Origin of the sequence: Streptomyces sp. NPDC006733 (genome assembly GCF_040636125.1) — a bacterium.
Taxonomy (GTDB): domain Bacteria; phylum Actinomycetota; class Actinomycetes; order Streptomycetales; family Streptomycetaceae; genus Actinacidiphila.
Genome location: NZ_JBEYJD010000020.1, coordinates 1 through 22021 on the forward strand (window position 1 = coordinate 1; position 22021 = coordinate 22021).

The window sequence follows — 22021 nt, forward strand, 5'->3', positions numbered from 1 at the left end:
CGATCGCCCGCGATTCCATGATCACCCAGGAACAGGGTTCGCACTGGTCAGCATGGCTCGCCAGCACCCCGGTGCGCCGCCGTCCGGTCCGGCGCGCCCGAGGGGCGGGAGCCGCGGGGGGTGCCGTCAGACGGCCGGGGTGAAGCGGTCCCAGGCGCGGTGGCGGCCGAGCAGCTCGGTGACGCCCTCCACCACCGTGCCGCCGTCCGCCGCGGACACCACACCGGGCGCGTCCGGGGCGATGCCCGCGGTCTCCAGCGCGTCGGCGCCGTCGGCCCACGCGCCGATCGCCTTGCCGTGCCGGTACGCCTCCGTGAGCAGGAGCAGCACGCGGGGGTCGACCCCCGCGGACGCCGCCAGGTCGTCGTCCACCTTGGCGTCGCGCGCTCCGTAGGCGTCGGCTCCCGGTGCCGGGGCGCCGGCGACCAGGATCGCGTCGAACTCGATGGAGCGGGCGGTGGCGAACGTGCGCTGCACGGTGACGGGGTCGCCGTCGGTGTCCAGCACGCCGCCGGTCGGCGCGATGACCAGCGGCACCATGCCCGCGTCGAGCACCGTCTGCCGGGCCGCCCGAACGGCGGTCAGGTCCTGGTCGCCCGCGGTGACGATGCCGACGACGCGGCCGTCCACCGGCCAGCGGGCGCCGAGCTGCGACAGCGCGGGGCTGGGCGCGGGGTCCGCCAGGGCGATCGTCGGCTCGGGGGCGGGCAGGCCCAGCCCGGCCGCGACCTCGGAGCACAGCACCGGATCGATGTTCGCGAGGACGGCGAGCGCGCGCTCCTTGATGGCCGACTCGTAGCACTTGTTGAGCTCGAAGCTGTACGCGGCGACGATGTGCTCGCGCTCGGTGGCCGTCATGCTCAGCCAGAACTGCCGCGCCTGGCTGTAGTGGTCGTCGAAGGACGCGGCGGCGTCGCGCACCTTGCGGCCGGCCGCCACCTCGACGGGCACCTCGATGAAGGCGCCGGTGTCGGCCCCGGCGAGGAACGGGCAGCCCCCGTCGAGGGAGTTGGGCCGGTAGGGGGCCACACCGCTGTGGACGGCGGTCTGGTGCATGCCGTCGCGCAGCATGTCGTTGACCGGCGCGTGGGTGCGGTTGATCGGGAGCTGGTTGAAGTTCGGGCCGCCGAGCCGGGTGAGCTGGGTGTCCAGGTACGAGAAGAGCCGGCCCTGCATCAGCGGGTCGTTGGTGACGTCGATGCCGGGGACGAGGTTGCCGACGTGGAAGGCGACCTGCTCGGTCTCGGCGAAGTAGTTCGACGGGTTGGCGTTCAGCGTCAGCAGGCCGATCGGCTGCACGGGGGCCAGTTCCTCGGGCACGAACTTGGTCGGGTCCAGCAGGTCGATCCCCTCGAACATCTGGTCCTCGGTGTCGGGGAAGGTCTGCACGCCCAGCTCCCACTGCGGGAACGCGCCGGCCTCGATCGCGTCGGCCAGGTCCCGGCGGTGGAAGTCGGGGTCCATCCCGGCCGCGATCTGCGCCTCCTCCCAGACCAGGGAGTGCACGCCCAGCTTCGGCTTCCAGTGGAACTTCACCAGGGTCGTGGCGCCCTTGGCGTTGACCAGCCGGAAGGTGTGGACGCCGAAGCCCTCCATCGTCCGGTACGAGCGGGGAAGGCCGCGGTCGGACATGTTCCACAGGGTGTGGTGGGTGGCCTCGGTGTGCAGCGTCACGAAGTCCCAGAAGGTGTCGTGCGCGCTCTGCGCCTGCGGGATCTCCCGGTCCGGGTGCGGCTTGCCGGCGTGGATCACGTCGGGGAACTTGATCGCGTCCTGGATGAAGAACACCGGGATGTTGTTGCCGACCAGGTCGAAGACGCCCTCGTCGGTGTAGAACTTCGTGGCGAAGCCGCGGGTGTCGCGCACGGTGTCGGCCGAGCCGCGCGACCCCAGGACGGTCGAGAAGCGCACGAAGACCGGCGTCTCGACGTCCTTGGCCAGGAACCCCGCCTTGCTGATCTTGGCGGCGGCGCCGTAGCCCACGAAGGTGCCGTGCGCGGCGGCGCCACGGGCGTGGACGACCCGCTCCGGGATCCGCTCGTGGTCGAAGTGGGTGATCTTCTCGCGCAGGTGGTGGTCCTGGAGCAGCACCGGCCCGCGCGGACCGGCCTTCAGCGAGTGGTCGGTCTCGTAGAGCCGGGCGCCCTGGGCGGTGGTGAGCCGCTCGCCGCCCTGCGCGACCTCCTTGCGCGGGGTGCCCGTGGGCTGGCCGGTCGGGCTGTACGTGTCGGGACCCGTCTGGTCGGGCTTGGGCGGCAGCGGGCCGGTCGGCTCCGTCGGCTCGTCGAGCTGCGGCGGCACCGGGGCCGGCGCCCCGGGAATGTCGTTGCGGGGGTGCACGGCCTCCTGGACCTTCTCGACGACCTTCTCGGTGGCTGCCGCCACGGGGTTCTTCTTCTGGGCGCTCACGGGGTTCCGTTCATGGGGAGAGAGGCAGGGGGACGAGGCGCGTCGGGAGGCTCACCGCTCGGCACTCCCGACGCGGCCTCAGTGACCGAGGGCCTTGGCGAGCTGGGCCTTGTTCATCTTCGAGCGGCCCTTGATGTTGCGCTGGCGCGCCTCGTTGTAGAGCTGGTCCCGGGTGGGTCCGCCCGAGCCGGAGTGGGAGCGCTGTCCGCCGCGCTTGGCGGAGGACATGTCCTCGAGGGAGCTGCGGCTCGCGGTGCGGGACTCGCCGGCGCGGGCGCGCTCCTTGTTCACCGTCCGCGCGGCGATCTCCTCGGCGCGCTCGGTGCTCCGGCCCTGGCGCTTCTGACTGTCCTTGATGTGCTCGTACTGCCGCTCGCGCTTCGCGTTCGATCCCCGGGGCACCGTGATCACCTCTCTTGTCCGTCGATGTCCGCTTGGCGCCGATCGCCTACCCCGCCATCCTCGGCACGCACACCCCATCCGGCACGCGGATACGCCCATCCGGCGGCGGGCGGCGGAGGAGGCGCGCGCCGGTCCCGACGGAGGAGGTTTGCGGTGAAACCTGCGGGATATCCGGGCGGAGGCGGGGAAGGCGCTCGCGGACCGGGGTCACTCGTGGGGTCCACGGGCCCGGTGGGGCGTTCGCTCGCGAGGGGCGCCGTTCCCGTTCGGCCGGAGGATCTTCGAGGAGGGCGTCTTGTCCGCACACCCAGGTTTCGAACTGATATTCGCCGACGCGGACGCATCGCCCCTGCGGGGTGCCGCCAACCGTGGGCAGCACAGCGTCCACGTCGCGCGGACGTCCACGACAGGACCGGGCGGGTACCCGATCTACGTCGACTCGACGGGGATCATCCGCGCCGAGATCAGCGAGCGGGGCGAGGTGCGGATGCTGGCGTCGGGCTTCGGGCAGAAGCCGCAGCAGCCCCTGCGCTGCGTCCCCTCCCGCGACCGCGACGTCCGGCCGGAGCCGTCCGCCTCGGCCTGAGGCCCGGCGGCGGGTCGCAAGCCGCGGATCGGAAAGGGGAGGTCAGAGCTGCGTGAGCATGCCGGCGCGCAGGCCGCGGATGATGCGGCTCAGGAGCCGCGAGACGTGCATCTGCGAGACCCCGAGTTCGACGCCGATCTCCGACTGCGTCATCTCCTGTCCGAAGCGCATCCGCAGGATCCGCAGGTCGCGCTCGCCCAGCTCCGCGAGGAGGGGCTTGAGGGCGTGCAGGTTCTCGACGCCCTCCATCCCCGGGTCGTCCGCGCCGAGCCGGTCGCCCAGCGAGCTCGCGGGATCGTCGGGGCTGTCGCCGGAGGTGATGTCCAGCGACCCCGCCGTGTAGCCGTTGCCGGCCACGACCCCCTCCATGACCTGCTCGCGGGTCAGGCCCATGTGCTCGGCAAGCTCCGCCGTGGTGGGCACGTGGTCCAGCCGCTGCGCCAGCGCCTCGTTGGCCTGCGCGAGGGCGATCCGGCGCTCCTGGAGGCTGCGCGGCACGTGGACGGCCCAACTGGTGTCCCGGAAGGAGCGCTTGATCTCACCGACGATGGTGGGGATGGCGAAGGTGGTGAACTCCACCTCGCGCGACAGGTCGAACCGGTCGATCGCCTTGATCAGCCCGATCGTGCCGACCTGGACGATGTCCTGCATGTCCTCCGGACGGTTGCGGAACCGGCCGGCGGCGAACCGGACCAGGGACAGGTTCAGTTCGATGAGGGTGTTGCGCGCGTACTGGTACTCGTACGTGCCCTCCTCGGCCGTCCGCAGCCGGTCGAAGAACAGCTTCGACAGGGCCCGCGCGTCCTTCGGGGCGACCTTGTCCGCCTCCGCGATCCATGGGAGTTCCCCGACCATCGGACCGGGGCTCTCGCAGCGGTCGTCGGCGGGGTTCACACGGGTCTGCGCGGCCAGCATGGACATGGTTCTCGGCCTCCCGGGCACAGCGGGCATTGCGGTTCGCCTACCCCGGCGCCCGCCCGCCATGTCCGGAGGGACCGTCAGAAGTTGATGGTGGAGACGACGTACACGATCGGGTGAGCCGCGTCGGTGAGGTCGACGGTGATGTCGTGGTCCGGCTTGTCACCGTGCTGGGTGGTCGCCACTCCGGCCCAGACGCGGCCCGATCCGAACGACCAGCCGGGCACCTTCGCCTGCGCGGGCGTGATGGTGACGTTGCCCGGCTTCAGCGCGGAGCGGCTGGTGCCCACCTGCGCGAGGAAGGTGTCGAGGCCGCCCGCGGTGGGCGCGAACTGGACGAACAGCTCGCTGGTGTTCCAGTTGTTGGTCTCCACGTAGGCGATCTTGCGGGTCCAGTCCAGCGGGATCGGCACCTGGTATATCCGGCGCTGCACCTGGGTGGGCCAGTCCCACGTCAGGTGCTTGACCGCGGCCGACTCCTCCTTCTCCTGGCCGCTGTTGCGGCTCTGCTCTGCGGAGATGATCACGTAGCCGACGGGGACCAGGATCAGCAGCGGGACCACCGTCCAGTGGACCCAGCGGGGCACCTGGCGCAGCGGCCTGCCGTGCGGGCGGTCGGTGCTCATCGGCCCTCCGCCCGGCCGAAGCGCTCGTAGCGCTCGACGCGGCGCCGGTTGGCGCGGCGGAACCGCCGGGCGACCAGCCGGGCGAGGTCGGCCGCGCCGACCAGCCCCGCCTCGTTGCCCAGCTCGGCCTGGACGATGCGGGCCTCGGGGCGGTAGCCGCGCCCGGTGAGGTTGCGGCGGAAGGCGTCCCGGGCCGGCCCGATGAGCAGGTCGTCCGCGGCGCTGACGCCGCCGCCGATGACGAAGCAGGAGGGGTCGAGCGCGGCGGCGAGGTTGGCGATGCCGACGCCGAGCCACTGGCCGATGTCCTGGAGCAGCTCGACGCACATGGCGTCGCCCTCGCGGGCCAGCTGCGTGATCAGCGGCCCGGTGATGTCGCCGATGTTGCCGCCGACCCGCTCGATGATCCCGTACGCGACGGGCGACTCGGCGGCCGCCATCTCGCGGGCCTCGCGGACCAGCGCGTTGCCCGAGCTGTACTGCTCCCAGCAGCCGCGGTTGCCGCAGGGGCAGCGGTGGCCGCCGGGGACGACCTGCATGTGGCCGAACTCGCCGGCCACCCCGTAGCGGCCGCGCTTGACGTGGCCCTCCTCCAGGATGGCGCCGCCGATGCCGGTACCGAGGGTGATCATGACCAGGTCGTCCTGGCCGCGGCCGGCGCCGAAGCGCCACTCGGCCCACGCCGCGGTGTTGGCGTCGTTGTCGACCATGACCGGCACCAGCAGCCGCTCCTCCAGCCGGTCGCGCAGCGGCTCGTCGCGCCACGACAGGTGCGGGGCGAAGAGCACCCGCGAGCGGTCGGCGTCGACCCAGCCGGCGGCGCCGATGCCGACCGCGTGCACGTCGTGCCGCTCCGACAGGTCCAGGACCAGCTCGACGATGGTGTCCTCGACCACCTTCGGGCTCTTGCTCCGGTCCGGTGTCTCGGTGCGGAGCTGCTCCAGGATGTTGCCGTCCGGGTCCACCACCCCGGCCGCCACCTTGGTGCCGCCGATGTCGATGCCGACCGTCGGCACCCGCGGCGCCGTCAGGTGGGAGCGGCGCTCCCGGCGGCCGACGGTCTGCAGCACCGTCGCCCGGGCGGCGCCCTTGCGCTGGAATGCTGATCGGTCGCTGCGTGACACTGCTGGCAAGGGTCGTCTCCGGATCGGTGGCTGTGGTGCCGATTGTGCCGCACCGAGGACGTGCCCCGCGCAGCCCGGGCTGGGTCAGCCCTCGCGGGCGAGCTCGTGGCTGAGCTGCTCCAGTTCGCTGCCGCCCGCCATCTGGCGGGTCAGTTCCTCCAGCGTAATGCCCGTTTTGGGGTAGCTTCCGGCCATCGCGCCGCGCTTGAGCAGGATGAACCGGTCGCCGACCAGGAACGCGTGGTGCGGGTTGTGGGTGATCAGGACCACACCGAGCCCGGCGTCGCGCGCGGCGGCGACGTACTTGAGGACGACACCGGACTGCTTGACGCCGAGCGCCGCCGTCGGCTCGTCGAGGACCAGGACCTTGGCGCCGAAGTGGACGGCGCGGGCGATGGCGACGCACTGCCGCTCACCGCCGGACAGGGTGCCGATGGGCTGGTCCACGTCGCGCAGGTCGATGCCCATCCGCAGCAGCTCGCCGCGGGTGGTCTCGCGCATGGTGCGCACGTCGAGGCGGCGCAGCGGTCCGCGGCCCTTGGTGGGCTCGGAGCCGAGGAAGAAGTTCCGCCACACCGGCATCAGCGGCACCACCGCGAGATCCTGGTAGACGGTGGCGATGCCGTGGTCGAGGGCTTCGCGCGGCGAGGTGTGCCGCACGGGCTCGCCGTCGACCTCGTAGGTGCCCGCGTCGTGCTGGTGCAGCCCCGAGATGATCTTGATGAGGGTGGACTTGCCGGCGCCGTTGTCCCCCAGCACGCAGGTGATCTCCCCCGCGTGCACCTCCAGGGAGACCCCCTCCAGGGCCTTGATGTTGCCGTAGTACTTGCTCACGTCGGTGAGCTTGACCAGCGCGCTCATGCGGTCGCCTCCGCCCGCTTGCGGACCCATGCGTTCAGCAGCGTGGCCAGCAGGAGCATGGCCCCGAGGAAGAACTTGAACCAGTCCGGATTCCACTGGGCGTACACGATGCCCTTGCTCGTCATGCCGAAGATGAACGCGCCGACCGCGGAGCCGATCGCCGACCCGTAGCCGCCGGTCATCAGGCAGCCGCCGATGACGGCCGCGATGATGTAGAGGAACTCGTTGCCGACACCCTCGCCGGACTGCACCACGTCGAACGAGAAGAGCAGGTGCTGGCCGGAGATCCAGGCGCAGAACGCGACCGCCATGTACAGGCCGATCTTGGTGCGGACCACCGGGACGCCGACCGCGCGGGCGGCGTCCGCGTTGCCGCCGACGGCGAAGATCCAGTTTCCGGCGCGGGTGCGCAGCAGCACCCAGGTGGCCACGGCGACCAGCGCCGCCCACCACAGGATGGTGACCTTGAGGTCGATGTCGCCGAGGGTCAGGTGCGAGGCGAAGAGCACCCGCGCCGACTCGAAGCCCTCCATGTCGGCGATGGACTTGGTGCTGACCGTGCCGCTGATGAGCTTGGTGAAGCCCAGGTTCAGCCCGGTGAGCATCAGGAAGGTGCCGAGCGTGATGATGAAGCTGGGCAGCTTGGTGCGGGTCAGCAGGAACCCGTTGAAGAAGCCGATGGCCAGGGTGACGGCCAGCGAGACCGCGACGCCCGCCCAGACGTTCGCCGTCATCTGGTAGCTGAACATCGAGGAGACCAGCGCGGAACTGGTGACCATCACGCCGGTCGACAGGTCGAACTCGCCGCCGATCATCAGCAGCGCGACGGGCACCGCCATGATGCCGATGGTCGAGGCCGCGTACAGCACGGTCCCGAAGCTGGACCACTGCAGGAACGAGTCGGCGGCGATCGAGAAGAAGACGAAGACGGCGGCCGCTCCGACGACCGAGCCCAGTTCCGGGCGCCCCATCAGCCGGCGCGCCGCCGAGCGGTGCACCAGCCGGTCGTCCGGCGCCCCGCCCGCCGGGTCCGGGCCGTCCCGGCCCGCGGACTTGTCCAGTGTCGTGGCCGGTGTCATCGCGTCCCCCGTTCGGTGTACTTCTCCAGCGCGGCGGCGTCCTTCTTCGTCAGGATCTGCGGGCCGGTGAGCACCGGTTTCCCGCCGCCCAGCGCGTCGGCGTTGTAGCGGTAGAGCCAGAGCAGGTCCACGGCCTCGTAGCCCTGCAGGTACGGCTGCTGGTCGACGGCGAAGCCGATCGTGCCGGCGGACAGCGCGTCGGCGACCTGTGCGTTGAGGTCGAAGGTGTCGACCTCGGCGCTGCTCGACGCCTGCTGCTTGGCCTTGACGGCGGTGGCGGCGAACGGCGCGCCCAGGGTGACCACCGCGTCGATGGACTTGTCGGCCTGGAGCTTGGCCTGGATCGTGGACTGCACGTCGGGCATGTTGGTGCCGTCGACGTAGAGGTTGTCCATCGTCCCGGCGAAGGTGCCCTTCGCGCCGGCGCAGCGCTCCTCGTGGCCGACGTTGCCCTGCTCGTGCAGGACGCAGATGGCGTGCTTCTTCCCGCGCTTGGCCAGCTCCTCGCCGACGGCCTGGCCGGCGATCTTCTCGTCCTGCCCGATGTGGCTGAGCGCCCCGAAGGCCTTGGACTGGTCGGAGCCGGAGTTGATCGTGATGACGGGGATGCCGGCCTGGACGGCCTTGGCCACGACGTCCTTCATCGCGTCGGGCTTGGCGAGGGTGACCACCAGGCCGTCGACGTGCTGGTCGATGGCGGCCTGGACGAGCTGCGCCTGCTCGTTCCCCTGGTTGCTGCTGGAGTAGACGAACTTGATGTTGTCCTTGCGGGCGGCCTGCTTGGCGCCGTTCTGGACGATGTCCCAGAAGGTGTCGCCGGCGCCCGAGTGGGTGACCATGGCCACCGTCCACTTCGGCGTGTCGACGCCCGAGCCGCCGCCCGCGGACTGCGCGGCCCGTTCCTCGGCCCGCTTGCCGCCGGTGCTGCTGCACCCCGCCAGCGAGGCCCCGAGCACCGCCGCCAGCAGTGCGCCGATCGCGCGCGTCCCCGTCCTAGCCATCGCCACGAAGCTGTGCCCTTCCCTGCGGATCCCGGTGCCGCCGGGAGCCCCATGATCGGCCCCGGCGGCCCAAGTATCTGTCAAGGGGGGCGGCGGCGCTGTCATCGGGTACCGCGCTGCGTGTACTTCTCCAGCTGCGGCACGTCCTTCTCGGTGACGAGGGCGGGTCCGGTCAGCACCGGACGGCCGCCGCCGATGACGTCGCCGTTCGTCCGGTAGAGCCACAGCTCGTCCACCGCGAGGTACCCCTGGAGGTAGGGCTGCTGGTCGACGGCGAAGCCGACCTCCTTGCTCTTGAGCTGCTTGACCACGGCCGCGTTCAGGTCGAAGGTGTCGACCTCGACCTTGGCGCCGGTCGCCTTGACGGCCTGCACGGAGGTGGCGGCGAAGGGCGCGCCCAGGGTCAGCACCGCGTCGATGGTCTTGTCGGCCTGGAGCTTGGAGGTGACGGAGGAGAGCACGTCGGGCATGTTCGTGCCGGTGACGTAGAGCTTCTGCATCGAGCCCTTGAAGGTCTTCGCGGCCCCGGCGCAGCGCTCCTCCAGCGAGACGTTGCCCTGCTCGTGGATGACGCACAGCGCCTTCTTCAGCCCCCGCTTCGCCATCTCCTCGCCGACCGCCTCACCGGCCACCGCCTCGTCCTGGCCGATGTGGCTCAGCGCGCCGTAGGCGGCGGAGAACTGGGAGCCGGAGTTGATGCTGACGACGGGGATGCCGGCCTGGACGGCCTTGCGCAACACCGCCTTGAGCGCCTCCGGCTTGGCCAGCGTCACGATGATCCCGTCGACCTTCTGGTCGATCGCGGTCTGGACCAGCTGTGCCTGCTCGTTCCCCTCCTTGTTGTTGGAGTAGAGGAACTTCACGTTGTCCTTGGCCGCGGCCTGCTTCGCGCCCTTCTGCACGATGTCCCAGAACGTGTCGCCCTCGCCCGAATGGGTGACCATCGCGATGGTGAGCTGCGGGGTCCCCGCCCCGTTCACCGCGTCCGCGGTGTCCTTCTCCTCGGTCTTCTTCCCGCCGGAACTGCTGCATCCGGCGGCGGCGAGCGCTATCGCCAGGGCGAGTGCCGCCGCGGACAGAGCCGTACGCCTGCGTGCCATGGTGGGTCCGCCTTCTCCTCCGGCCGCCCGGGTCCGGTCCGGTGAACGGCACTGGTGGTTTCTAACGGGGGGCGCGGTGCAGCGTCAAGACTTTGTACGGACATACTTACGTAAACGTCGCAGAGGGACCCGGCTCCGGGGCCCGGCGGCACCCGCCGCGGGCGGCCGGGCCGGATCCGTTTGGCGCTCCGCGCGGCGCTGGGGCATAACTGCCTGATGGACGCATCCCAGGCCGACGCCTACCTCGCGCGCATCGGGGCGGCCCGCCCCGCCGCCCCCGACGCCGCCGCGCTGCGCGAGCTGCAGCTGCGCCATCTGCTCGCCGTGCCGTTCGAGAACCTCTCGATCCACCTCGACGAGGAGATCGGGCTGACCGAGGAGGCGCTGCTGGCCAAGGTCGTCGGGGCCGGGCGCGGCGGCTTCTGCTACGAACTCAACGGCCTGTTCGGCGCGCTGCTGGCCCGGCTCGGGTACCCGGTGACGCTGCTGGCCGGCCGGGTCTTCGGCGACGACGGGGTGCCGGGGCCGCCCTTCGACCACCTGGCGGTGCGCGTCGAGGCGTCCGGCCCCTGGCTGGTCGACGTCGGCTTCGGCCGGTTCGCCCACCATCCGCTGCGGCTGGACAGCCGCGCGGACCAGGAGGACCCCGGCGGCGTCTTCCGCGTGGTCGACGCGCCGGACGGCGACCTCGACGTCCTCAAGGACGGCGAGCCCGAGTACCGGCTGGAGCAGCGCCCGCGCGGCCTGGCCGACTTCGCACCCACCTGCTGGTGGCAGAGCACCTCCCCCGCGTCCCACTTCACCCGGTCGCCGGTCTGCTCGCGGCTCACCCCGGCCGGGCGGATCACCCTCAGCGGCGACTCCCTCATCAGCACGGAGGACGGCGAGCGGCAGGAGCGGGAGGTGGCGCGGGACGACCTGCTCGCCGTCTACCGCGACTCCTTCGGCGTCGTCCTCGACCGGCTCCCCCGGCAGGCGCCGAAGGAATCGCACTGAGGGCCGGACGCTCACACCTTCGCGGGACATCCGGCGGGCCGGTCCCCCGCCCCGCCGGCTCCCGGCACTCCCGTCCACCGCAACGGACGCCGCGTGCGCCGCACTTGCCGGGCGGACGCGGCGGGCCCGCCGGTCCGACCGGCTCGCATACGATGACGCCGTCGAGCAGCGAGCGTCCGCGCTACGACCTCCGTCACCGCTGGAACTGGATAGTGATGAATCCCGACAGGTTCGCCCGCCTGGTGCAGATCCGCCGCCACATCCACGCGCACCCGGAAACGGCGCGCAAGGAGTTCGGCACCACCGCCTTCATCGCCGAGCAGCTCACCGCCGCCGGCCTCGCCCCGCAGGTCTTCCCCGGTGGCACCGGGCTGTCCTGCGACATCGGCGACGGGCGCGGCCCGCTCGTGGCGCTGCGCGCCGACATCGACGCGCTGCCCGTCGCGGACGAGAAGGAGGTCCCCTACCGTTCGACCGTGCCGGGGACCTGCCACGCCTGCGGGCACGACGTGCACACCACGATCATGCTCGGGCTCGCGCTGGAGCTGGCCGAGGCGCCGGAGGCGATCGAGGGACGGGTCCGGTTCGTCTTCCAGCCCGCCGAGGAGGCCGTGCCCAGCGGCGCCCACGAGGCCATCGCGGCCGGGGTGCTCAAGGACGTGGCGGTCATCTACGCCCTGCACTGCGATCCGGCGGGCGAGGTGGGCCGGGTCGGCATCCGCACCGGCCCCATCACCTCCAGCCTGACCGCGTTCGACCTCCGGATCACCCAGCCCGCGGCCGGCGCTGAGCCGGGCGCCCACCCCGCGGACCTGGTGATGGTGATGGCCAAGCTCATCACCGACCTGCCGACCGCCCTGCAGAACGCGCTGCCGGCCGGGGCCGCCATGGTGGCCTCCGCGGTCTTCGGGACCGTCAACAGCGTCCCCGGCGCCGACGGCCGGCCGGAGAGCGTCACGTCCCTGGGAACCGTGCGGTCGCTGAGCCGTGAGGCGTGGGCGGCGGTGCCGGAGCTGTTCCAGCGGCTGGCCACCGCGATCGTCTCCCCGTACGGCGTGACCCTGCACGCCGAGTTCAACCAGGTGGCGCCCGCCGTCACCAACGACCCGGACGCGATGCGGGTGTTCGACGCGGCCGTCACCTCCGCGCTCGCCCCCGGGGCGCGCTACGAGACCCCGCAGAGCCTGGGCGGTGAGGACTTCGCCTGGTACCTGGAGTCCGTCCCCGGCGGCCTGGCCCGGTTGGGGGTCCGGCCCCGCGGCCGGGAGACCGCCTACGACCTGCACAGCGGACGGTTCGACGTCGACGAGGAGTGCATCGCCGTCGGCGTCGACCTGATGCGCGAGACGCTGCGGCTGGCGCTCACCGAGTACGGCTCCCGCTGAGACCCGGCGTCACGGGCCGGGTGCCTAGACGCCCCAGGCGCGGCGCTGCGCGGCGAAGGCCTCGTGGAACTCGGGGAAGGTCTTCTTCACGCATCCCGGGTCGTCGAACGTGACGCCCGGGGTGCGCAGCCCCGCGACGGCGAAGCTCATGGCGATGCGGTGGTCGCCGCGGCAGGCGATCTCGGTGGCGACCGGCGTGCCGGGGTGGATCTCGATCCAGTCGCGTCCGGTCTCGACCCTGATGCCCTGGCGGCGCAGGTTCTCCGCGCAGGCGTCCAGCCGGTCGCACTCCTTGACCCGGGTGTTGTACACGTCCTCGATCCGCACCGGGCCGTCCGCGAACGGCGCGATGGCGGCGAGGGTCGGCATGGTGTCGGAGATGTCGCGCATGTTGACGGTGATACCGGAGAGCCTGCCGGTGCCGGTGACCGTGGTGGCGTCCGCGCGGGTCTCCACCCGCGCGCCCATCCGCCGCAGGACGTCGACGAAGCGCAGGTCGCCCTGGAGCGCGTCCGCGCCGAGGCCCGGGACGGTCGCCGAGGCGCCGGTCAGCGCGGCGGCGGCGAAGAAGTAGCTCGCGGTGGAGGCGTCGGGCTCGATGTCGTAGTCGGTGGCGCGGTACCCGCCGGGCGGGACGGTGAGCGTGTCGCCCTCCCGCAGCACCTCGACGCCGAAGCTGCGCATCATCGCGAGCGTGATCTCGACGTAGGGCGCGGAGACCAGCCCCGTCACGCGGATCCGCAGGCCCTCCGCCGTGAGCGGGGCGACCAGCAGCATCGCGGTGAGGAACTGGGACGACAGGCTCGCGTCCAGTTCGAGGTCGCCGCCCTTGATGCCGCGCCCGGTCACCGTCAGCGGCAGGTGGCCCTCCGCCTCCTCGTGCCGCAGGTCGACCCCGAGCCGGCGCAGGGCGTCGGTGAGCGGGGCGACCGGGCGGCGGCGCATCTGGGCGGAGGCGTCGAAGCGGTACGTGCCGTGGCCGGCGGCGGCGAGCGCGGGCAGGAAGCGCGCGGCGGTGGCCGCGTCACGGCAGTACACGTCCGCCTGCCCGACGGCGGGCCCGGCCGGGCGGCCCTCGATCCGCCAGAGGTCCGGCGCGCGCTCGACCGCGTAGCCCAGCTTCACCAGGCCCTCGGCGAAGCCGTCCGTGTCGTCGGAGAGCAGCGGCCGCCGCAGCGTGGTCGTGCCGTCCGCCGCGGCGGCGAGGAACAGCGCTCGGGCGGTGACCGACTTGGAACCCGGCACGGCGACAACGGACACTTCTGGGCCTCCCGATACGACGCGGACGCGCGTCAGCGGCGCTGCTGATGCCTTGATCGGGACCGATTCTAGGTGCGCTCCTGGCCGGTGGCGGACCCGGACCGGCTCAGAAACGCACCGGCAGCCGGTGCACCCCGCGGATCAGCATGCCGGGGCGCCAGCTCAGGGTCGCGGGGTCCGCGTCGAGCGCCAGGTCCGGGCAGCGCTCCAGCAGGGTGCGGATCGCGGTGCGCCCCTCGATGCGGGCCAGCGGGGCGCCGAGGCAGTAGTGGATGCCGTGGCCGAACGCCAGGTGCCCCTGGGCGGAGCGGTGGATGTCGAACGTGTCCGGCTGCTCGAAGCGCGCCGGGTCGCGGTCCGCGGAGGCCAGCGCCACCAGGACCGGCTCGGCCGCGGGTATGACCGTGCCGCCGATCGCGACGGGCTCGGAGGTGAACCGCCACGTCGACGTCTCGACGGGCCCGTCGTAGCGCAGCATCTCCTCGACGGCGCCGTCCAGCAGCGAGGGGTCGGCGCGCAGCTCGGCGAGCTGGGCGGGGTGCCGGAGCAGCGCCAGGACCCCGTTGGAGATCAGGTTGACGGTCGTCTCGTGCCCGGCGACCAGCAGCAGGAAGGCCATCCCGACCAGTTCCTCGGCCGACAGCTGGTCGCCGTCCTCGTCCCGGGCCCGCAGCAGCGCGCTCATCAGGTCGTCAGCGGGAGCGCTGCACCGCTTGTCCTCGATCAGCTCCGCCAGGTACGCGCCCATGGCCTCGACGGCGGCGTGCTCCGCCTCGGCGCCGGACTGGCCGACGATCACGTTGGACCACTGGCGGAACGCGTCGCGGTCCAGCGACGGGACGCCGAGCAGCTCGCAGATGACGGTCATCGGGAGCGGGAACGCGAGCGCGTCGACCAGGTCGGCGCGGCCCGGCGGCAGCATCGCGTCGAGCAGTTCGTCGGTGATCTGCTGGATCCGCGGCTGCAGCGCCTCGACGCGGCGGCCGGTGAACTCCCTGGCCACGAGTTTGCGGAGCCGGGTGTGGTGCGGCGGGTCGGCCTCCAGCATGTTGGCGCTGATGCTGTTCATCTCGGCGAGCGGGTCCAGGGTGCGCCAGTTCTTGCTGAACCGCGGGTCCGCCAGCGCCGAGCGCACCGCCTCGTGGCCGACGACGAGCCACAGCTCACCGTTGTCGACCGTGCGGACCCGGTGGACCGGGCCCTGCTCGCGCAGCTTGGCGTAGATCGGGTACGGATCGGCGGTGAACTCCTCGCCGTAGGCGGTCAGATCGACGATCTCGGACATACCCATAACCTCCCCCGGTTCGGGCCGACGTGCCGTCCTCGCACCGTAACCGGCCGCCGCCGGGGCGCGCCTCCCCCTCACGGAGGAGCCTGCGGGGTGGACGGGACGGGCGGGGCGGACGGGATCAGCGGGCGTCCGCCAGGCGGGCCAGCAGCTCGGTCACGCGCTTGGCGACGGTGTCCCGGTCGCCCTCGGTGAGTTCGGCTCCCATGCCGCAGGCCACCGCGCCCGCGGCGATCCACTCCGGCGCGGTGTCGATCGTGATGCCGCCGGTGGGCAGCACGGCGGCCTGCGGCAGGGCGGCGGCCACGTCCGTGATCCAGCCGGGGGCGTGGGCCGAGGCGGGGAAGAGCTTGAGCGCGTCCGCGCCGAGTTCCATGGCGCGGACCATCTCGGTCGGGGTCGCCACGCCGGGGAAGACCGGGACGCCGTAGCGGTGGCCGGTCCGCACGACGCCCTCGTCCAGGCCGGGCGAGGCGAGGAAGCGGGCTCCGGCGTCGACGGCCATCCGCGCGGAGGTGGCGTCCAGGACGGCCCCCGCGCCGATCACCGCGTCCTCCCCGACCTCGCGGACGAGGGTGGTCACCGCCTCGAGCGCGAAGGGGGTGGTGAGTGAGATCTCCAGCGTGGTCAGCCCGGCGGAGAGCAGCATGTCGGCCACCGCGGCGGCCTGGTCGTAGCTCTCGCTGCGGACGACGGCGAAGACCCGCTGGGCCAGCGCGGCCCGGGTGATCTCCCAGCGGTACACGGCGGATCGCCGTCCTTCCTCGAGGCTGTGGAACGGGGCGCATCATCGTCTGCCCGGCACGCTATCGGGTCCCTCCGACATCGAGGCACGCGGTTCGCGCCGACGTGTCCGGTCCGTAACACGCGAAAGCGCGGGGCGTGTGCCGGAGGAGGCTCCGGCGCACGCCCCGCGCGGCGGGGTCGGCTGGGGTGGGGGCGAGCTGGGGGTCAGCTGCTCAGCAGCTGAACTCGACCCGCTTGAACGACGCGTAGTGGTCGGCGGTGTAGTAGTCCTCGTCGACCGCCTGACCGGTGATGATCCGACGCGCGCCGCGGGTCGGCGAGCCGGGGGTGACGACGGTGTACTCGTGGTAGTAGCCGCTGGCGTGGCTGGGCAGCAACTGCTCCTGGTTCCGGAACACGACGCCGTCCTGCGAGTACGGGAACGGCCCGCCCGCGTCGATGAGGTCGAGGGTGTGGTGGGCCTGCGACGGCAGCGCCGAGTAGCAGATGCTGCCGACCGCGTTGATGGTGACCGCGGCGGACGGGGCGGCCGATGCCGTGGAGGCGGTGGCCGGGGCGAGGGCCGCCGGGGAGGCGGCGACCGCCGGGCCGCCGACGAGAAGGGTGCCCGCGAGGACGGCGAGCGCGCCGATTCGAGTGAGACGTGGGGTTCTCATGGGACCACCATGACGCGCGTAGACAGGGGTCCGTCAATCCCAACGACCGACTGTTTTCCAGGAGTTAACCGGCCGCCGCCGCGTCCCGGGCGCTCGCGCGGGAACGTCCCGTCAGCCCGAGTGGGTGGAGAACAGCCCGCCCGTCGGCCCCTGCTTGTCGGCGCCCTGGGCCTTCTTCAGCGCGTTGGCCAGGCCCTCGATCGTCATCGACTGCAGGATGACGCGGCCGTTGCCCTCCAGGGTCGCCAGCGACAGCCCCTCGCCGCCGAAGACCGCGTTCATCAGCCCCTGCCGGTCGAGGCCGCCGATCCGCTGCACGCCGTACTGGATGCCCTCCTCGAAGGCCACGATGCAGCCGGTGTCGACCTCGATGCGGCCGCCGAAGTCCGCCGGGTTCAGGTCGATGAAGTTCCCGGCACCCGCGATGACCACCGTGCCCCGCCCGGTGAACTTCTCCAGGACGAAGCCCTCGCCACCGCTGCGGCCGGTGCGCCCGCCCTGGAAGGCGATGCCGAAGTGGACGGTCGACTCGGCGGCCACGAAGGCGTCCTTCTCGGCGAACCAGGCCCGTGTCCCGTCCAGCTCCAGGGCCCGCATCTCGCCGGGCAGCACGCCGGCGAAGCCGACCGTGCCCTCGTCGCCGGTCGCGGAGAAGTACTGGAAGGCGAGGCTCTCGCCCGCGAGCGCCCGCTGCCCCGCCTGCATGGCGGTGCCCATGGCCTGGCGGAGCATGCCGCCCATGCCCCCGGCCGCGCCACCGCCGCCTGCGGCCTGGCCGCCGCCCGGCCCGGACAGCCGGGTCTCCATGGTGACGTTCGACGTCTTGAACAGGAACTTCCCCGCCTCGCAGTACACCGTCCCACCCGGTTGCAGGGTGCAGACGGCCATCTGCATGGCATTGCCGACGATCTGCAGCTGCAGGGTCACGGCGGTACTCCTCGCGGGGCGGGGCGACGGGACGGGAGCGGCCGGAAGCCGCCCGTCCGGTCAACGTACCTCCAGCCGCGCCTCCCGGACGGTTGGGTTCCGGTTCCACGGCGCGCCGCCCGAGTCGAGCAGCCTGGCCAGCGGCAGGGTGGCCGCGCCGACGGTGACCGCGTCGGGTCCGAGCCGTCCCATCTCGATCGAGGTCTGGGCGCAGGGGTGGTGCAGCGCGTAGGCCACCGCCGCCTCGCGGACGGCCGGCAGCAGCCGGGGGCCGATCATGAGCCCGGCCCAGCCGCCGATCACGATGCGCTCGGGGTTGAAGAGGTTGATCAGGTCGGCGATCCCGGCGCCCAGGTACTCGGCGGTCTCCGCCAGGAGCGCCGCCGCGGACGGGTCGTCCTCGGCGGCGGCCAGCAGGGCCGTGAGCCCCACCTCCTCGCTCTGCCCCGCCGGTGCCCTGCCCCAGCGCTCCAGCAGCGCCTCGGCGCCCACGTACGCCTCCAGGCAGCCGCGCGCGCCGCAGCGGCAGAGCCGGCCGCCGACCTGGAGGGTGGTGTGCCCCCACTCGCCCGCGCTGCTGGTCGCCCCCCGGTACGGCTTGCCGTCGGCGACCACGCAGGCGCCGACGCCCGAGCCGAGCAGGGCGATGACGGCGCTGCCCGCGCCGCGTCCGGCGCCGAACCACATCTCGGCCTGGCCGAGCGTCTTCGCGCCGTTGTCGATGTAGAGCGGCAGGTCGGTGCCGGCCCGCAGCAGGCGGCCGAACGGGACCGCGTCCCAGCCGATCGTCTGGCCGTGCACGACGATGCCCTCGCCGCTGCCGAGGTCGACCCCGAAACCGTTCGCGGTGCCGGGGGCGGCGTCGCCCTGCTCGACGATGCCGGGGACCCCGACGCCCACGCCGAGCACGTCGCTCTCCGAGACGCCCGCGTCGCGGACGACGGCGGACAGACCGTCGAGAATCAGCCGCACGACGTGGTCGACGTCATGGCCGCTGTCCGACAGCGGCAGGTCGGCGGCGGCCAGTTCGGTCAGGGCGAGGTCGAACAGCTCGACCCGGACGCGGGTCTCGCCCACGTCCACCCCCACCACGCAGCCGTACCCGGCGGCGACCCTCAGCAGGATCCGCGGCCGGCCGCCGTCGGAGTCGACGGAGCCGGCCTCCTCGACCAGTCCGTCGGCGATCAGGTCGCCGACGACGTTGCTGATCGATCCGGCGCTCAGGCCGGAGTCCCGCCCCAACTCCTGGCGACTGAGCGGCCCCTCGAAATACAGGTGGCGCAACAGCGCCGAACGGTTGCCGCGCCGCAGGTCACGCACGGTTCGTTTGCCTCGATCTGCCATCCGGTCCTCCTCCCCTGACTCCCCGGCTGAAATCTATCGGTGCGCGAACTCTTGACGCCACCTTTTCTCACAAGTTAAATCACGCCCTGAAATAAGACACGGCGCCCGTTCACTTCTTGAACGGACGATGACCCGTTGCTGACGTGTTCCAGACCTGTTCCAGACCCGTTCCCGTTTCCGTTCCGTAGCGATCCCACCCCTGAGAGGGGACCGTCATGCGTACCTACCACCGGGCAGTCGCGGCAACCGCCATCGCCGCAGCGATGGCACTCACCGCTTCCGCCTGCGGCGGCGGCTCCAGCAACAACGACAGCGGCGGCAACAGCAGCCCGAAGACGCTGACGTACTGGGCGAGCAACCAGGGCACCAGCCTGGAGAACGACAAGCAGGTCCTGGAGCCCGAGCTGAAGAAGTTCGAGCAGCAGACCGGCATCAAGGTCAAGCTCGAGGTCGTGCCCTGGTCCGACCTGCTCAACAGAATCCTGGCCGCGGCCACGTCCGGCCAGGGCCCCGACGTGCTGAACATCGGCAACACCTGGTCCGCCTCGCTGCAGGCCACCGGCGCGCTGCTGCCGTTCGACGCCGCCACTTTCGGCAAGATCGGCGGCAAGGACCGCTTCGTCACCGCCGCCCTCGCCGCCGCCGGCGCGCAGGGCAAGGACCCGGCCGCCGTGCCGCTGTACTCGCTGGCCTACGGGCTCTACTACAACAAGAAGATGTTCGCCGACGCGGGCATAGCCGCCCCGCCCACCACGTGGGACGAGCTGGTCGCCGACGGCAAGAAGCTCACCAAGGACGGCAAGTTCGGCCTCGCCGTCGAGGGCGGCAACGGCTCGGAGAACATCCACCACGCCTTCGTCCTCGCCAAGCAGCACGGCTCGGACTTCTTCGACGCCTCCGGCAAGGCCACGTTCGACACCCCGGGGAACGTCGCCGCCGTCAAGCAGTACATCGACTTCATCGGCAAGGACAAGATCACGGCGCCCGGCAACGCCGAGTACTCGGCCAACCAGTCCCTGGCCGACTTCGCGACCGGCAAGGCCGGGATGCTGATGTGGCAGGCCGCCGCCTCCTCGCTGAAGTCCCACGGCATGAAGCCCGAAGACTACGGTGTGGCGCCGGTCCCGTTCCAGACCGCGGGCGCCACGGGCGCAACCGCCATCAACTCGATGGTCGCCGGCATCAACCTCGCCGTCTTCAAGAACACCAAGAACCTCGACGGCTCCCTGAAGTTCGTCAACTTCATGACCAGCCCGGCCGAGCAGAAGATCCTCAACGCCACCTACGGCTCGCTGCCGCCCGTCAAGGACGCGCAGAGCGACGCGGCCTTCTCCACGCCCGACTTGAAGACCCTGGCTGACGTGCTCGCCAAGAGCGCCGCCCCGCTGCCGCAGGTCCCCAACGAGAGCCAGTTCGAGACGCTGGTCGGCACCGCGATGAAGGAGCTCTTCGCGCAGGCCGCGTCCGGCAAGGACGTCACCACCGAGTCCGTGAAGAACGCCCTCACCAAGGCCCAGCAGCAGATGCCGGCCTCGTGATCGCGCGACTGCGCCGGATCGGCCTGCCCTACCTGCTCCTGCTTCCCGCGCTCCTGCTCGAACTGCTGATCCACCTCATCCCGATGATCGTCGGCATCGTGATGAGCTTCAAACAGCTCACCCAGTTCTTCATCCGCGACTGGGGCGCCGCGCCCTGGGCCGGACTGGACAACTACCGCATAGCGGTGGACTTCGACGCCCCGGTCGGTGAGGCACTGCTGCACTCGTTCTGGGTCACGCTCTGCTTCACCGTCCTGGCGGTCGGGCTCTCGTGGGTCCTCGGCACCGCGGCGGCGATCCTCATGCAGGACGCCTTCCGCGGCCGGGGGTTCCTGCGGGCGATCTTCCTGGTCCCGTACGCGCTGCCGGTCTACGCGGCCGTCATCACCTGGTCGTTCATGTTCCAGCGCGACACGGGAATGATCAACCACGTCATCCACGACCAGCTGCACCTCACCTCCGACCGGTCGTTCTGGCTGATCGGCGACAACAGCTTCACCGCCCTCGTCACCGTCTCCGTCTGGCGCTCGTGGCCGTTCGCCTTCCTGTGCCTGATGGCAGGGCTGCAGAACATCCCGCGCGAGCTGTACGAGGCGGCGTCGATGGACGGCGCGGGCGTCTGGCAGCAGATCCGCCGGATCACCCTGCCGTCGCTGCGGCCGGTCAACCAGGTGCTGGTGCTGGTGCTCTTCCTGTGGACGTTCAACGACTTCAACACGCCCTACGTGCTGTTCGGCAGGTCGGCGCCCGAGGCCGCCGACCTGATCTCCATCCACATCTACCAGTCGTCCTTCGTCACCTGGAACTTCGGCGCCGGTTCGGCGATGTCCGTGCTCCTGCTGCTGTTCCTGCTGTTCGTCACGGCGATCTACCTGCTCATCACGTCACGAAGGAGGGATCCGGCCGATGCGTAACGCCCCTCCCCCGTCACCGATGGCGCAGCCCAGGTCGTTCCACTGGACCCGGCGGATCTTCCTCACCCTGCTCACGGTCTTCACGCTCGCCCCGGTGTACGTGATGCTCAGCAGCTCGCTGAAGCCGCTGCAGGACGTGCAGGGCACGTTCCGCTGGATCCCGAGCGGCTTCACGATCCGGCCGTACATCGACATCTGGCACACGGTCCCGCTCGCCAAGTACTTCGTGAACTCGGTGATCGTCTCGGTCAGCGCGACCGTGGCCTCGGTGGCGGTGGCGATCTTCGCCGCCTACGCCGTCAGCCGCTACCGCTTCCGGGGCCGCAAGTTCTTCACCGTCACGGTGCTGTCGACCCAGATGTTCCCCGGCATCCTCTTCCTCCTCCCGCTCTTCCTGATCTTCGTGAACATCGGGAACTCGACGGGGATCGCCCTGTACGGCAGCCGCGGCGGCCTCATCCTGACCTATCTGACGTTCTCGCTCCCCTTCTCCATCTGGATGCTCGTCGGGTACTTCGACTCCATCCCGCGCGACCTCGACGAGGCCGCGATGGTGGACGGCTGCGGCCCGCTCGGCGCGCTCTTCCGCGTCGTCGTCCCGGCAGCGGTCCCCGGCATCGTGGCGGTGTCGGTGTACGCCTTCATGACGGCCTGGGGCGAGGTGCTCTTCGCGTCGGTCATGACGAACGACACCACCCGCACCCTCGCCGTCGGGCTGCAGGGATACGCCACCCAGACCGACGTGTACTGGAACCAGGTCATGGCCGCCTCACTCGTCGTGAGCGTGCCCGTGGTCGCCGGGTTCCTGCTGCTCCAGCGCTACTTGGTCGTCGGACTCACCGCCGGCGCCGTCAAGTGAC

At 71.5% G+C, this 22021-nt stretch carries 20 protein-coding genes and 1 pseudogene; 6 read left to right on the forward strand and 15 right to left on the reverse strand.

Going from position 1 to position 22021, the window contains the following annotated elements; all coding sequences use genetic code 11:
- Positions 1–126: 126 nt before the first annotated feature.
- Positions 127–2409 (reverse strand): catalase, encoded by a 2283-nt coding sequence (locus ABZ721_RS18970; protein ID WP_358789769.1) that lies wholly within the window; start codon positions 2407–2409, stop codon positions 127–129.
- Between the two features lie 78 nt (positions 2410–2487).
- On the reverse strand, positions 2488–2811 hold the full coding sequence (locus ABZ721_RS18975; protein ID WP_358789770.1) for a plasmid stabilization protein: 324 nt from the start codon (positions 2809–2811) through the stop codon (positions 2488–2490).
- A 319-nt stretch (positions 2812–3130) separates the two neighbouring features.
- On the opposite strand from ABZ721_RS18975, the gene ABZ721_RS18980 reads away from it, so the two are divergent.
- Positions 3131–3397: a DUF6296 family protein gene (locus tag ABZ721_RS18980; protein ID WP_358789895.1), complete on the forward strand. Its 267-nt coding sequence runs from the start codon at positions 3131–3133 to the stop codon at positions 3395–3397.
- 42 nt (positions 3398–3439) lie between these two features.
- On the opposite strand, the gene ABZ721_RS18985 is transcribed toward ABZ721_RS18980, so the two are convergent.
- The 7 genes from ABZ721_RS18985 to ABZ721_RS19015 form a co-directional block, all read right to left on the reverse strand.
- On the reverse strand, positions 3440–4252 hold the full coding sequence (locus ABZ721_RS18985; protein ID WP_358789896.1) for an RNA polymerase sigma factor SigF: 813 nt from the start codon (positions 4250–4252) through the stop codon (positions 3440–3442).
- Between the two features lie 143 nt (positions 4253–4395).
- Positions 4396–4941 (reverse strand): hypothetical protein, encoded by a 546-nt coding sequence (locus tag ABZ721_RS18990; RefSeq protein WP_358789771.1) that lies wholly within the window; start codon positions 4939–4941, stop codon positions 4396–4398.
- Complete coding sequence (locus ABZ721_RS18995) at positions 4938–6074, reverse strand: ROK family glucokinase (protein ID WP_358789772.1); 1137 nt, start codon at positions 6072–6074, stop codon at positions 4938–4940. Before ABZ721_RS18995 ends, ABZ721_RS18990 begins: the two co-directional genes overlap by 4 nt.
- 75 nt (positions 6075–6149) lie before the next feature.
- A complete protein-coding gene (locus ABZ721_RS19000) occupies positions 6150–6926 on the reverse strand; it encodes an ATP-binding cassette domain-containing protein (protein ID WP_358789773.1) in 777 nt (258 codons plus the stop codon).
- Positions 6923–7897: an ABC transporter permease gene (locus tag ABZ721_RS19005; protein ID WP_358789897.1), complete on the reverse strand. Its 975-nt coding sequence runs from the start codon at positions 7895–7897 to the stop codon at positions 6923–6925. Before ABZ721_RS19005 ends, ABZ721_RS19000 begins: the two co-directional genes overlap by 4 nt.
- Positions 7898–8001: 104 nt before the next feature.
- The gene (locus ABZ721_RS19010; RefSeq protein WP_358789774.1) at positions 8002–9006 is read right to left on the reverse strand and encodes a sugar ABC transporter substrate-binding protein; all 1005 of its coding nucleotides are present in this window, start codon (positions 9004–9006) and stop codon (positions 8002–8004) included.
- Positions 9007–9107: 101 nt separating this feature from the next.
- The gene (locus ABZ721_RS19015) at positions 9108–10106 is read right to left on the reverse strand and encodes a sugar ABC transporter substrate-binding protein (RefSeq protein ID WP_358789775.1); all 999 of its coding nucleotides are present in this window, start codon (positions 10104–10106) and stop codon (positions 9108–9110) included.
- Positions 10107–10322: 216 nt separating this feature from the next.
- Here ABZ721_RS19015 and ABZ721_RS19020 point away from each other — a divergent pair, with 216 nt between their 5' ends.
- Together ABZ721_RS19020 and ABZ721_RS19025 are read left to right on the forward strand one after the other, a co-directional pair.
- A complete protein-coding gene (locus ABZ721_RS19020) occupies positions 10323–11102 on the forward strand; it encodes an arylamine N-acetyltransferase (RefSeq protein WP_358789776.1) in 780 nt (259 codons plus the stop codon).
- 215 nt (positions 11103–11317) lie between these two features.
- Positions 11318–12487, forward strand: coding sequence for an amidohydrolase (locus ABZ721_RS19025; RefSeq protein ID WP_358789777.1), 1170 nt, complete (start codon positions 11318–11320; stop codon positions 12485–12487).
- A 24-nt stretch (positions 12488–12511) separates the two neighbouring features.
- Here the strand turns inward: ABZ721_RS19025 and aroA are convergent, their stop codons facing one another.
- From aroA to ABZ721_RS19055, 6 genes are all read right to left on the reverse strand, one after another.
- Positions 12512–13747 (reverse strand): 3-phosphoshikimate 1-carboxyvinyltransferase, encoded by a 1236-nt coding sequence (gene aroA / locus ABZ721_RS19030; RefSeq protein ID WP_358789778.1) that lies wholly within the window; start codon positions 13745–13747, stop codon positions 12512–12514.
- Positions 13748–13853: 106 nt separating this feature from the next.
- Entirely contained in the window at positions 13854–15038 is a 1185-nt protein-coding gene (locus ABZ721_RS19035; protein WP_358789779.1) for a cytochrome P450, read from the reverse strand.
- Positions 15039–15156: 118 nt separating this feature from the next.
- Positions 15157–15780 carry a bifunctional 4-hydroxy-2-oxoglutarate aldolase/2-dehydro-3-deoxy-phosphogluconate aldolase gene (gene eda, locus ABZ721_RS19040; protein WP_358789780.1) on the reverse strand — a complete coding sequence of 208 codons (624 nt, stop codon included), beginning with the start codon at positions 15778–15780 and terminating at the stop codon, positions 15157–15159.
- A gap of 214 nt (positions 15781–15994) precedes the next feature.
- Positions 15995–16438, reverse strand: coding sequence for a ribonuclease domain-containing protein (locus ABZ721_RS19045; protein WP_358789781.1), 444 nt, complete (start codon positions 16436–16438; stop codon positions 15995–15997).
- 111 nt (positions 16439–16549) lie between these two features.
- Entirely contained in the window at positions 16550–17365 is an 816-nt protein-coding gene (locus ABZ721_RS19050) for an AIM24 family protein (RefSeq protein ID WP_358789782.1), read from the reverse strand.
- A gap of 60 nt (positions 17366–17425) precedes the next feature.
- A complete protein-coding gene (locus ABZ721_RS19055) occupies positions 17426–18709 on the reverse strand; it encodes an ROK family transcriptional regulator (RefSeq protein ID WP_358789783.1) in 1284 nt (427 codons plus the stop codon).
- A 215-nt stretch (positions 18710–18924) separates the two neighbouring features.
- Between ABZ721_RS19055 and ABZ721_RS19060 the strand changes: the two genes are divergently transcribed.
- The 3 genes and pseudogenes from ABZ721_RS19060 to ABZ721_RS19070 all read left to right on the forward strand — a co-directional run bounded on the left by ABZ721_RS19060 (position 18925) and on the right by ABZ721_RS19070 (position 22020).
- The gene (locus tag ABZ721_RS19060) at positions 18925–20247 is read left to right on the forward strand and encodes a sugar ABC transporter substrate-binding protein (protein ID WP_358789784.1); all 1323 of its coding nucleotides are present in this window, start codon (positions 18925–18927) and stop codon (positions 20245–20247) included.
- A gap of 5 nt (positions 20248–20252) precedes the next feature.
- Positions 20253–21161 (forward strand): annotated as a pseudogene (locus tag ABZ721_RS19065) (sugar ABC transporter permease); the annotation flags it as partial.
- On the forward strand, positions 21154–22020 hold the full coding sequence (locus ABZ721_RS19070; RefSeq protein WP_358789785.1) for a carbohydrate ABC transporter permease: 867 nt from the start codon (positions 21154–21156) through the stop codon (positions 22018–22020). The pseudogene ABZ721_RS19065 and the gene ABZ721_RS19070, both read left to right, overlap by 8 nt.
- Position 22021 lies beyond the last annotated feature (1 nt).

Excerpts from the sequence above, each read along its gene's own strand:
- ABZ721_RS18985 (WP_358789896.1), bottom strand. The coding sequence starts at position 4,252 with ATGGTCGGGGAACTCCCATGGATCGCGGAGGCGGACAAGGTCGCCCCG.
- ABZ721_RS18990 (WP_358789771.1), bottom strand. The coding sequence starts at position 4,941 with ATGAGCACCGACCGCCCGCACGGCAGGCCGCTGCGCCAGGTGCCCCGC.
- ABZ721_RS19000 (WP_358789773.1), bottom strand. The coding sequence starts at position 6,926 with ATGAGCGCGCTGGTCAAGCTCACCGACGTGAGCAAGTACTACGGCAAC.
- ABZ721_RS19005 (WP_358789897.1), bottom strand. The coding sequence starts at position 7,897 with ATGGGGCGCCCGGAACTGGGCTCGGTCGTCGGAGCGGCCGCCGTCTTC.
- ABZ721_RS19010 (WP_358789774.1), bottom strand. The coding sequence starts at position 9,006 with ATGGCTAGGACGGGGACGCGCGCGATCGGCGCACTGCTGGCGGCGGTG.
- ABZ721_RS19015 (WP_358789775.1), bottom strand. The coding sequence starts at position 10,106 with ATGGCACGCAGGCGTACGGCTCTGTCCGCGGCGGCACTCGCCCTGGCG.
- ABZ721_RS19020 (WP_358789776.1), top strand. The coding sequence starts at position 10,323 with ATGGACGCATCCCAGGCCGACGCCTACCTCGCGCGCATCGGGGCGGCC.
- ABZ721_RS19025 (WP_358789777.1), top strand. The coding sequence starts at position 11,318 with ATGAATCCCGACAGGTTCGCCCGCCTGGTGCAGATCCGCCGCCACATC.
- ABZ721_RS19035 (WP_358789779.1), bottom strand. The coding sequence starts at position 15,038 with ATGGGTATGTCCGAGATCGTCGATCTGACCGCCTACGGCGAGGAGTTC.
- ABZ721_RS19045 (WP_358789781.1), bottom strand. The coding sequence starts at position 16,438 with ATGAGAACCCCACGTCTCACTCGAATCGGCGCGCTCGCCGTCCTCGCG.
- ABZ721_RS19055 (WP_358789783.1), bottom strand. The coding sequence starts at position 18,709 with ATGGCAGATCGAGGCAAACGAACCGTGCGTGACCTGCGGCGCGGCAAC.
- ABZ721_RS19060 (WP_358789784.1), top strand. The coding sequence starts at position 18,925 with ATGCGTACCTACCACCGGGCAGTCGCGGCAACCGCCATCGCCGCAGCG.
- ABZ721_RS19070 (WP_358789785.1), top strand. The coding sequence starts at position 21,154 with ATGCGTAACGCCCCTCCCCCGTCACCGATGGCGCAGCCCAGGTCGTTC.